Source organism: Neisseria sp. P0021.S007, from assembly GCF_051956855.1.
This window is the reverse complement of the sequence record NZ_JBQCXA010001369.1, coordinates 1-492: the sequence shown is the minus strand read 5'-3', so window position 1 is coordinate 492 and position 492 is coordinate 1. Positions and strand designations below refer to the sequence as shown.

Genomic DNA, 492 nt, shown 5'->3' with positions numbered 1-492 from the left:
GAGTGAGCAGGTTGACCAAGAGCGGGGAGACTTTGGCTTGGGTGAAGGTATTGTGTTCGCCCAATAGTTCGGCACTGCGCGCAAGCAGGGTGTTCACGTCGCTAAAGAGGAAGCGGTATTCCCACATGACATCGTAAATGCCCGCCATATAGTTGATGGAGTCTTCCACATCGGACGGCAATACGGCTTCATTCAGATATGCCAGCAGGGCTTCGCTGTAACGTTTGAACAGTTGGACGATGATTTCGTCTTTGTTGCGGAAGTGGTAATAAAGATTGCCCGGACTGATGCCCAAATGCGCCGCGATATGGTTGGTACTGATGTTGCGCTCGCCTTCCTCGTTGAAAAGCGTCAGGCTGGCGTCGATGATGCGGGTGTAAGTATTGGTTTTTGCAATGCGGGTCACGGGCATACTCCTTGGATTTACAGGCTGAACGAAGCGGGCAGCCAATTGGGTTCGGCGTGTAATTCTACCTGAAATCGAGTAAATAC

The 492-nt window shown here is 51.4% G+C and carries 1 protein-coding gene; it reads right to left on the bottom strand.

Features of this window, described 5'->3' with window-relative positions; all coding sequences use genetic code 11:
- Positions 1–412 (bottom strand): TetR/AcrR family transcriptional regulator (locus tag ACTHUR_RS19215; RefSeq protein WP_440400382.1); only part of this gene is annotated, 412 nt, incomplete at its 3' end.
- Between the last annotated feature and the right edge of the window lie 80 nt (positions 413–492).